General features: G+C 70.1%; 10 protein-coding genes. 5 read left to right on the top strand and 5 right to left on the bottom strand.

Going from position 1 to position 10,293, the window contains the following annotated elements:
• Positions 1–155: 155 nt before the first annotated feature.
• On the bottom strand, positions 156–479 hold the full coding sequence (locus ACZ499_RS39965) for a sensor histidine kinase (protein ID WP_468682126.1): 324 nt from the start codon (positions 477–479) through the stop codon (positions 156–158).
• 692 nt (positions 480–1,171) lie between these two features.
• Positions 1,172–1,549, bottom strand: a complete 378-nt coding sequence (locus ACZ499_RS39960) for a VOC family protein (protein ID WP_468682124.1) — start codon at positions 1,547–1,549, stop codon at positions 1,172–1,174.
• Positions 1,550–1,783: 234 nt separating this feature from the next.
• Here ACZ499_RS39960 and ACZ499_RS39955 point away from each other — a divergent pair, with 234 nt between their 5' ends.
• Positions 1,784–4,495 (top strand): xanthine dehydrogenase family protein molybdopterin-binding subunit, encoded by a 2,712-nt coding sequence (locus ACZ499_RS39955; RefSeq protein WP_468682123.1) that lies wholly within the window; start codon positions 1,784–1,786, stop codon positions 4,493–4,495.
• Complete coding sequence (locus ACZ499_RS39950) at positions 4,495–6,273, top strand: ferritin-like domain-containing protein (protein WP_468682121.1); 1,779 nt, start codon at positions 4,495–4,497, stop codon at positions 6,271–6,273. Before ACZ499_RS39955 ends, ACZ499_RS39950 begins: the two co-directional genes overlap by 1 nt.
• Before the next feature lie 137 nt (positions 6,274–6,410).
• On the opposite strand, the gene ACZ499_RS39945 is transcribed toward ACZ499_RS39950, so the two are convergent.
• Positions 6,411–6,632, bottom strand: coding sequence for a hypothetical protein (locus ACZ499_RS39945; RefSeq protein ID WP_385537510.1), 222 nt, complete (start codon positions 6,630–6,632; stop codon positions 6,411–6,413).
• Between the two features lie 370 nt (positions 6,633–7,002).
• Complete coding sequence (locus ACZ499_RS39940) at positions 7,003–7,212, bottom strand: hypothetical protein (RefSeq protein ID WP_468682118.1); 210 nt, start codon at positions 7,210–7,212, stop codon at positions 7,003–7,005.
• Between the two features lie 216 nt (positions 7,213–7,428).
• Between ACZ499_RS39940 and ACZ499_RS39935 the strand changes: the two genes are divergently transcribed.
• Complete coding sequence (locus ACZ499_RS39935) at positions 7,429–7,560, top strand: hypothetical protein (protein ID WP_468682116.1); 132 nt, start codon at positions 7,429–7,431, stop codon at positions 7,558–7,560.
• Between the two features lie 585 nt (positions 7,561–8,145).
• Positions 8,146–8,589 (top strand): RpiB/LacA/LacB family sugar-phosphate isomerase, encoded by a 444-nt coding sequence (locus ACZ499_RS39930; protein ID WP_468682129.1) that lies wholly within the window; start codon positions 8,146–8,148, stop codon positions 8,587–8,589.
• Between the two features lie 151 nt (positions 8,590–8,740).
• On the opposite strand, the gene ACZ499_RS39925 is transcribed toward ACZ499_RS39930, so the two are convergent.
• Positions 8,741–9,358 carry a TOPRIM nucleotidyl transferase/hydrolase domain-containing protein gene (locus ACZ499_RS39925; protein WP_385537516.1) on the bottom strand — a complete coding sequence of 206 codons (618 nt, stop codon included), beginning with the start codon at positions 9,356–9,358 and terminating at the stop codon, positions 8,741–8,743.
• Between the two features lie 433 nt (positions 9,359–9,791).
• Between ACZ499_RS39925 and ACZ499_RS39920 the strand changes: the two genes are divergently transcribed.
• The gene (locus ACZ499_RS39920) at positions 9,792–9,986 is read left to right on the top strand and encodes a hypothetical protein (RefSeq protein ID WP_468682114.1); all 195 of its coding nucleotides are present in this window, start codon (positions 9,792–9,794) and stop codon (positions 9,984–9,986) included.
• The last annotated feature ends 307 nt before the right edge of the window (positions 9,987–10,293 follow it).

Genomic DNA, 10,293 nt, shown 5'->3' with positions numbered 1-10,293 from the left:
CCGATACTGGTTGTATCGGGGTGATCCCGACAACGCGGCGAGCGTGCGTGCCAGACGCCGCCGGGCAGACGGGACTTTCGAAACACGCCCTAGTACTCCGGCAGCTCAACAGCGGTTCGCCCTCCGGTCTGCACCCTCAACCCTCACCCTCACCCTCACGTGCAGCCCGCCGGGTCGTGGGGACGCAGACGGAAGCCGACCTCGGCGCCGCCGTCGGGTGCGGCGGCGGCGAAGACGGTGCCGTGGTCGGCGGTGACGAGGTCGTGGACGATCGCGAGCCCGAGGCCGGACCCCGGGATCGCCTGGGTGCGCGGGCCGCGGTGGAAGCGGTCGAAGACGGCGTCCCGTTCCTCCGGGGCGATGCCGGGGCCGTGGTCGCGCACGTACAGCCGCGTGCCCTCGATGCAGACGGTGACCGGGGTGCCCTCGGGGCTGAACTTCACCGCGTTGCTGGGGAGGTTGTCGATGCAGCGCCGCACCGCGCGCGGACGGGCGCGGGCCGGGTGAGCGTGACGGTGACGGTCCGGCCGGTCCGCAAGGCGGCAGCGGTGCGCGGCGTCCTCGGCAGCGCGGTGGTGTAACCCTGGGCGCGCCGGGCCGAGGTCGCGGGCACAGCGCGCCACGGCGTCCGGCTGCTTCTGGCGGGTGCCGAAGCGGTACTCGGCGTCCGTGACTCCGCACGGCGGGGCGATCGAGGGCGGCCCACTCGCACGCGACGGCGGCCGAAGCCCTCCGCAAGGCCGGAACCCTGGAGCCCGCACGCCGCCATGCCCGTCTCGCGCTGGAACACTTCGAGGCGATCGGCACCCCCGCCAACCTCAGCTACGGCTACCGCCTGATCGCCAAGATCGAATGGGCGCTGGGAAACCACGCGCACGCACGACGGCTCATGCACCAGGCACACGAACTGCGCCACGGCCTCGACGCCGAGGAAGGACCGTCGACCAGGGCCATCGCCCATCCGTCGTCCCGAGCGGTCCGCGGGCTGCCACCGCGCCACCCGTCCAGCACCTGCTCACACACGACAGGCGGCCCGTCGGCTCAAGTCGGGCCCAGGAGGTGATCCGGGCCCTGGAAATCATCGGCGCCCACAAGGAGGCCGCCCACCTCAGACGGCTTTCGGGCGCCTGAAGCGTCCACCCGGGCGCGGCCCTCGCTGCCGACCAGATCATCAGAGCGGGTCGATGCGGGCCTTGAGCAGGCAGAACTCGTTGCCTTCGGGATCGGCGAGGACGTGCCAGGACTCCTCCCCGGTCTGACCGATGTCGACGCGCTCGGCCCCGGCGGCCAGGAGGCGTTCGAGCTCGGCGTCCTGATCGCGGTCGGTGGCGTTGACGTCGATGTGCAGCCGGAGCTGCCCGTTCTTCGGCGCGTCGCTTCGGCTGAGGACAAGCGTCGGCTGCGGGCCGCCGAACCCCTCGCGCGGTCCGATCTCGATGTCGCCCTCGTTGCGATCCAGCACGATGAAGTCCAGGACCTCGCACCAGAACCGCGCCAGCCCTTCGGGGTCGCGGCAATCGAGCACGAGCTCACTGATACGGCTTGCCATTGACGAAACCTACTCTCAGCGTCGGAACTGCCTGGTGGCCGCGCGCGGATCTGATGGGCTCCCGCAGGGAGAACACTCCCGCGACCGTACCGAGCGAGGCAAGCAGGGACGGAGGACTATTTCAGGCCCTCGCCCGGAGAGCCGGTTCGTGCAGTACGGCCCGGGCACTCCGTAGGGCCCCATAAGGCGCACCGTATGTTGCCGGGAGCCGCAGTGGGTGTTGAGGTCGGAACCATGGGCAGTGACGGCGACGCCGCCGACGGGCGCATGCGCAGAGTGACCGGGGAAAAGGTGTTCGCCAGCGACTTCCGGCCGGTGGACATGGCCGCCATGGGCTGGCCCACGGACTGCCAGCACGCCCTGCTGCTGCGCAGCCGACACGTCGACCGGCTCTTCACGGGTGTGGATTTCGCACGGCTGCCGGTCGAGCTGCGGCCCGACGTGGTCGTGACAGCCGAGGATCTCCCGCAGCCCCCGTACAGCAACCGTGTCTCCGCCGACAATGTGCAGGCGCTCCTGCCGGCGGGTGAGAGGGCCGACTACCTCGGTCAGCCGGTGGCCATCGTGGTCTACGGCGACTTCGTACGGTTCCGCCGCGCGGCGCAGGAGTTGCGCGAAGGCGCAGCTCCAGTGACGTACGGACCCGCCACCGGCGTCCTCCCGCCCACGGAGGAGCAGCTGATCGCGCAGGATCTGGACGCATGGACGCAGCGGAGCTTCACCGGCACGCCGCGCCAGGCGCACTACCTGCTGGACGCCACCGTGCCCAACGGCTACTCCCACTGGAACCGGGGGCGTGTCACCTACGACGCCACGCAGAGCACGTTCGTCAGGAACGGGCAGCCCGACACCGACGCGGAACACCTGTTCTCGGCGATCGAAGGCGACATGGCCCAGCCGGGAGCGCTCGGGGCCGTCACCACGACGTTCACCCAGCAGACCGACCCGGCGTTCTTGGAGCCGGAGGCCGGACTGGCCTGGCTGGACCACTCCTCCGGCACCCTGCATATGGTCCTGGGTACGCAGTCGCCGCACGGCGACGTGCCGGACATCCAGACGCTGCTCGGCCGCGCGGCGCATCCGAGCGTACGGTCCGTACGGCTGTGGTCGAAGGACTGCGGCGGTGGGTTCGGGGGCCGGGACAAGTCGCCGTTCCCGTACTACCTGGCGCTCGCGGCGGTGTTCGCGCCCGGCCCCGTCCGGCTGGCGTACGACCGGCGCGAGCAGTTCCAGGGCGGCTTGAAGCGACACGCCTCCGGCGTCCGCAGCTGGCTCCGGGCGGATCCCGACGGGCGGATCCGGGCGATGCGGTCGTTCATCGTGCTGCACGGGGGTGTCGAGGCAAACCTCAACGGGCCGGTGCTGGGGCTCGCGGCCCTGCACGCCACCGGCCCCTACCGGGTGCCGCAGGCCTCGGTGCACGCCATCGTGGTGGAGCGGGCGATCCCCGCCGTCGGTTCCATGCGCGGCTTCGGCATCCCACAGGTGGCGTTCAACCTGGAGACCGCGCTCGACCGGTTCGCCGTACGGGGTCTCGGCATGGATCCACTCGACTTCCGCCTGGCGAACGTGGTCCACTCCGCCACCGACGGGTCGACCGACGCTACTGAAGCGGACACGGACCTCGCGGGGACTCCGCTGCGGTTCCACGTCGGCGCCGCCGCGGTCTGCGCGGCGGCTCGGGACCACACGCTGTGGCAGCAGCGCGACGAGGCACGTGACCGGGTCGCCGGGCGCGGAGACGGCACGTTGTACGGGGTCGGCTTCGCCTGCTGCATGGAGGCGTACGGAACCAGCCAGGACAGTGTCTACACGGCCGTTCAGGTGGCCGCGGACGGCCAGGTCGCGGTGTGGGGCCAGAGCGTGGAGATGGGACAGGGCTCCCGCGCCGCTCTGGAGCAGGCCGCCCACGACGTGCTGGGGGTACCGGCAGTGGCCCGGCTCGGTGTGGTGGGGCCCTTCGAACGCTTCGCCCAGCGGCTCAAGGAGCGCGGACTGCACGACCAGGTCAAGATCTCCCTTTCCCACGGAGCGAGCAGCGCGTCGAAGACGGCGTTCTTCCATGTGCACGTGGTCCGCGAGGCGTGCCGCGCACTCCTTCGGCTGCGCCTGCTCCCCGCAGCACGCACGCTGCTGAACGAGCCCACGCTGAGCGACGCCGACCTGCTGGCTGCTTGGCACGATGGTGCCGTGCAGCTGCCGGGCCACCCCACGGTTCCGCTGGCCGCACTCGCGCACGAGCTGGTGCGTACAGGAAGCCAGACATGCGTCATGGCGCACGGCTACTTCTGCAACGGCTGGTCACAGGCGACGTTCCAGGCCGACGGGACGCCTCACGAGGCGTCCGTCGACGCGCTGGCGCTCGTCCACTCGCCGGACGACGACCCTGTGCCCCTCACCCCGGTCGGCCCGCTCAACGCCCCGGTCGCGCGTGGACCGGGCGGGGACGTCGTACCGCGGTCGCTGTACGCGGCGGCCGGTCACTTGATCGGCGTGGAGATCGTGCCGGGGCACGGGGCGATCCGTGTCGTGGACGCGGTGACGTTCCTGGACGCGGGCGACCCGCTGCTGCCGGCCGCGCTAGAGGGTCAGGTGGCAGGCGGGCTCGCCATGGGGATCTCCCACACACTGCACGAGGAACTGCCCCCGGAGACGGGTGCCGGCCCCTACGTCAACTTCGACCGCTACCGGCTGGCACGCTACGCCGACATCACCGGAATCCGACGCGAGACGATCCTCGTTCCCCTGCCGACCGCGGGTGTGCTCGGCACCGGCAGTCCAAGCCTGCGGCACAAGGGGATCGGGGAAGCAACCATGACGAGTGTCGCACCCGCCGTGGCCAACGCCGTCGCGCATGCCCTCGGGCACGGCGACGACCGCTGCTGGCCCTCCCGTACCCCGATCCGCCTGGCGGACCTGCCCCTCCCCGACAACGGGCGGTCGTGATGCAAGAGCCGAACACCGATCTGGACCTCACCGTCAACGGCGTCCGCCACCACGGCCGTTCCGTGCCCGGCGATATGTCCCTCGTCCACTTCCTGCACGAGGACCTGAGCCTGACCGGCACGAAGATCGGCTGCTCCATCGGGGAATGCCGCGCCTGCACCGTCGCGGTCCGCACCCGCCCCCAAGCCCCGGTGGTGACACGTCAGGCCTGTATGACCAGCATGCGCCACGTACAGGGGTGGGACGTCACCACCGTCGAAGGCCTGGCGGCTGACGGCGCACTGCACCCCGTACAGCAGGCGTTCCTGGAGCGTGAGGCGTTCCAGTGCGGATACTGCGCGGCCGGGTTCGCGGTCGCCGGCAGCGTCGTCGTCGACCACGCCGGCAGCAACCGCGAATCGGGCGAAGCGGATCAGCAGTTGGAGGAGACCGTCGACACGGTCCTCGGCTCGCATGTGTGCCGCTGCACGGACTACGAGCGCTACCGGGCGGCCGTACTGGCCACCGCGCAGAGCGCGCCCCCGGCCCCCGCCCCGCCGGAGCGCGAACTCAACCCGGCTGCCACACCACCCCTTCCGGAGAGCGGGGCAACCGCCCTCAGGGCCATGCCCCGGCTGAGCAGGACACCTGCGCTGTCCGCGGCGGACACCGAGCGGCTCGGATACACCCCCGTGTTCGATGATCCGACGCTGGAACTGATCCGGCTGCTGCGCGACGGTGCGGAGATCGAGCACTCGCTGCTCGTCCAGTACCTGTACGCCGCCTTCTCGATCAAAGTGCCGCGTTTCGCCGACCTCGCCGGCTGGCCCAGCCACCGCTACGGAGGCCGGCCGCTGCACCTGATGGGCGTCGCCATCGAGGAGATGACCCACCTCGACATCGTCAACTCGCTGCTCGTCGCACTCGGTGCGGCCCCGCACCTCGGCCGCCAGCAGTTCCCGTACGAACAGGACATCTATCCGTTCGACTTCGTGCTGGAACCACTGAGTCTGCACAGCCTGGCCAAGTACGTATACGTCGAGGCATCGCCCAGCGCGGTCGACCCCGCCCAGCAGCACACACCCGAGGACCGTGCCTTCGTCGACCGCCTGTACGAGGTGCTCGGCTCGACAGCACCTACGGCCCCGCGCCCCAACCAGGTCGGCAGCCTCTACCGCAAGGTCACACGGGTACTCGAACTGCTACAGGAGCGGGAGCCGGACCGGCTCGACTACACCTCTTGGTTCGCCCGCCTGGAGCTGCTGCGCGAAGAAGGGGAGAGCGAACACTTCACACTCTTCCGGTCCATGTTCGAGGGCACCCATACCGCCCTCCGGGACTGCACTGACGTATGGAATCCGGCCAGCCCGGACCACCCGGTGGTCCCCCTCAGCCACACGAGCGGGCTGCCCGCGTCCGGCGACCCCGTCCCCGACGAAACGGTGCCGGCACTGCGCCACCTCGCGAATCTCCACTACTGGGCGGTATGCATGCTGCTGGACTCGTCCTACCGGCAGGGCATGCTCTTCCACAGCGCCGCACGCCGCCATATGACGGGCCCGCTGCGCAGTCTGGGAACCGCGCTGGCCCACCGCACCGAGGGCCTCCCCTTCGACGCCTTCGTCGCGGGCTACGCTCCCGGACTGGACGACGCGCAGAACCTGCGCCTGGCCCACAGCATGGTGCAACAGGTCACGATCGACCAGCAGCGCTACGCCCGCCATCTGCCGTTCGACTACCCGGCCAACTGCGCCCTGGAGACGCTTTGGGAGCTGTCGCTGGTGCCTGGCGGGCGGTGAAGCGATTTTCCCGCGCCGAGACGTCCCGTCGCGAGGATAGATGGAGGCCATGGCCTGGGCCCGCGCCCTCTGCACCAACCCCAACCCACCCGCAGCACGGCGCACCTCTCGCCCTCGGGGCGGGGGGGTGCTCTTCGTCATGCCGCCTCGTACTGGTGAGGCCGGCCCCCGCGCCATTCGATCACCGCCGAGTCCCCCGCCACCATGTCCTCGGCCGTCGTCTCATCGAGGCCCGACTGCCGCAGGAACTCCACAAGATCTCGGTCGTTGTGCGCGAGGCCGATGATCTGCCCACGCACGGTGACACGGCGACCGCCGGTGCCACGCGGCCGGTGCACGACTATCAGCGCCCCATCCATCTCTCCAGGGTGCTCCGTGCCGGCCACTCCAGCACACCGAGCGCGGTGTCCGGAGGCGACAAGCCTCGAACACGTTTTTCGACTACACGTTCGAGTTCGGGCAGCCCGCCACACGCCCTGCGCCGGGGCCCGAATGAAAAGCCGATGATGGAGTTCCGCTATGCCGAGGAGGGACGTCTGGTCACCGGGATCCACACGCTCATTGGCCTACGGCCTGAGGCGCGCACCGGGTGGGACCCCCAGAGGTTCGACCCCCTACTGCGGTCTCTTGGGGCGGAGCCTGAGACGAACGGCTACGGCCCGCTGGGCATGCGGGGTTTGTTCTTCCGTGTCGCTGAACGACTCGGTGTCGGCCTGCCCCACGCCGATCTCATGGATCCATAAGGTGGACGCGATGAATGAAGACGCGCAGGTCCTGGCCCTTCTGCACACTCTGGACCAGCTGTCGGGACCAGACCACCTGGAGTTTCCCGACGGCTTCGACCACCCGCTGGCCAAGGCCCAGGCGACCCAGCTCAAGGACCGGCTGAGCAAAGACTTCGGGCACGCCTGCGAACTCGACGACCAGATCGAGCGGCAACGGCTAGCGCGCCCTCCCGAACGGCGTGGTCCAGGTCGTCGTGGCTGTCGGGTCTCGGAGTGGTCACCACCGCAAGGTTGCCGAAGTTGCTCAGCCGCAGTCCCAGAGGGACCCCGGCCTCGGTCGCCTCCGCCGGAATAGCGATCTTGAAGTAGTAGCTGGCGTCCTGACCGCAGCCGGATCGAGGCCGCCCTCTGCGATTTCGGCTACACGCCGGTGCCCGCACGGCTGCTCCACCGGCCCTACGACGGCGTGACGTGGCTCGCCGGCGAAGGGTCCTTCTACGCCGGCTACGGCCCGCATCGGGGGCGCGCAACTTGGTGGACCCGCTACTTCGAGTATCTGTGAGGACCGGTAGAACCCGCATCACTCTCACTGGGCACACCAACACCGCCGGCCGGTACGGTGCGTGGGCATGGGCGTGGGAGCACAGCAGCTGGCAGTGCGTCGAGTCCGAGCAGTTGGTGTGTGATGTCTCGGCAGGGACGGCGGCCCTGGTGCTGCACGCGGAGCCGGTCGTCAGCGCAGAACTGGAACCTCGTAGCCATGGATGAAGACCGCCTTCCAAGGCCGGTGTGCTCAGGGCTTGCTCGGTCCCACTGACCTGGGGGTTCTGGTCCGGCGCACCCGTGCGGCATACCGCCGATGTCCGCCGCACACGAGGCCGCTTGGCGGGCTACCCGCACAAGGGCGGTCCGGTCGAGGGCGGGTGCGTCCTCGATGCCCCGCTTGGCCGTCGCCCCCAGGAATCCCCGCACCCGCCGGTCGGCGGAGTGGTTGCCCATCGAGCCGGCCGCCATGCCGATGACGCGACGGCACAGGCGGCACAGGCGACACACGCGACGGTCGCGGAGCATCTGGAGGCGGCTGCTGTAAGACCATGGTGACAGCTGCAAATAAGGAACCTGCCGGAAGGTGAATGTCATGGCGACCCTGCGGATCTCTGTTTCCGCCGACTCTGACGAGGGGGTGGCCCGTCAACTCGTGGCGGAGCTGTGCCGCCGCGGGTACGAGGTGATCCCTCATGGCGTACTGGCAACGGAAGAGACGGCCGACTGGGCGTTCTGCACGGAGGCTGCCGCACGGGACGTGGCAGAGGGGCGTGCCGATCAGGCGGTGGTGTGCTGCTGGACCGGTACCGGCGCGAGCATCGCGGCCAACAAAGTCCCTGGCGTGCGGGCGGCGCTGTGCACGGATGCCTACACAGCCGGTGGTGCCCGCCGCTGGAACGACGCGAACGTCCTGGCCCTGGGCCTGCGACTGACCTCCGCAGCCACACTCGGAGAGATCCTGGACGCGTGGTTCGACACCAGTCCGAGCCAGGACCAGACCGACCAGCAGAACATCCGGCATCTGGAGCGCCTTGACCAGGCGTGACGGGACGGCGCTCACCCAATCGTTGGCCGATCCCGATCCCGATCCTGACCGGTCACCGATAAGTGGCCGTCAACAACAACCAGTTGGCCATCTCGGGCGGGCGGCGGGACGGGGTGCCGAAAGTGGCTGCGACCGCGCTTTCGTACGTCGGTCACACGCTCGCGAGGAGGTCGTCGAGCGGGGCCGGTACCTGTCCCGGGTCGAGGGCCTCCACCAGGAGACGGCCGTAGCGGATCTTGCGACCCTTCTTCGTGCCGAGAAAACGCCGCAACTGCTGCTGCCGGGGCCGATCCTGCTGTGCGGGCTGGTGCAGGAAGGTCTGCCAGGCGCGCAGGTCGCCCTCGGCCCGGATGATCTCCTCGACCCGAGCCGTGCCCAGTGCGCGGATCAGTTCGTCCTCCAAGTCCGCGACGCACACGTAGAAGCCCCGGCGCGGCGCCCCGGCCCGCGCCAGGCCGCGGTCGTAGAAGCGCTGCTCGCCCTCGTCGCACAGTCCGCTCAGGCGCAGGCCGAGACCGGGCGGCCCGAGAAGGCCGGCGTAGCGGCCGACGCTCATCGCCCCGCCCATCGGCACGACGCACACTCCTTCGGCGGCCAGGTTCCGGCCACGCCGCGCGGCCAGCTCCTCGACGGCCGCGAGATCACTCGGCCCCTCCAGTAGTACCGCCGTCCTCAACCCCAGTCGCACGGCCAGTTCACTCGCCGGTTCACCGGGACCACCGGCCGCCCAGCGGCTCACCGCATCCCGGAACGCCCACACGTCTGCCATGAAGCGAGTCTGCACTTCCACCGACCGGCACGGCACGCGATATTCGAGAGCCTCGCACGACACGCCGGGCTCCCTCGTCACCTGGGCAGCCATCAACCTGATGATCCACCCCATCACTTGTGGCGCCGAGCTGGTGGAGGCTCGGGCTGCGATGTAGATGATGGTGTGCGTCTCGGAGCGGGCCGGGGCGACCGTTTCGATCACCTCGGGCCGGCCGCCGAGCACCCTTGGCCGCCCGACTGGCCCTTCCCACGGCGGACTTCTCCATACGCTTCCCACGTGCGTGCACGATCAGTGCGCGAGCGGACCGGGGGTGGCCGCGTCCCTGGCCGCAGGGTGTGGCGCTCCTCAGCACCGACGTGCGCGCCCGGGCCACCGCGGGTAACCCGGAACACCCGTGATCGTTTGCCCGGGCATGCGCATCTCACGACGAATGCACGCCGCAGTCGCCCTCAGCAGTGTTCTGCTGGGCGCCGCCGCAGCCCAGGCCGCCGGAACGCACGGAGCCGCCGGGCAGAGCAGGACTGTCGCGCCCGGCGCCCGGCACGACACCACCGACGGCTCGTACACGTACCGCGACGAGGACCACCAGTACGACCTGCTCCAAGTACGGACACACCGCGTATGAGGCCGACAACGTGCATGACAAGAGGTACTCCTGACCCGACCGCGTCACCCGACGGACTCTCCCCGTCGCCCGGCCCCCGGGCAGTGTCAGGGCGATGGCCCCGCCGGGAGGGCAGAGCTCGGGGCGACGAGGCTCGCGGACTCCCCCCCCCTCCCCTGGCCCGAATCCCCCGCCAGGGCCGGGGCAGGCGGGGGCGCGCCGCAGCAACCGTAGCGGCTAGGGCGTGTTTCGAAAGTCCCGTCTGCCCGGCGGCGTCTGGCACGCACGCTCGCCGCGTTGTCGGGATCACCCCGATACAACCAGTATC

The sequence above is a fragment of the Streptomyces sp. NPDC031265 genome, assembly GCF_055570295.1.
This window is presented reverse-complemented; position numbering and strand designations above follow the sequence as displayed.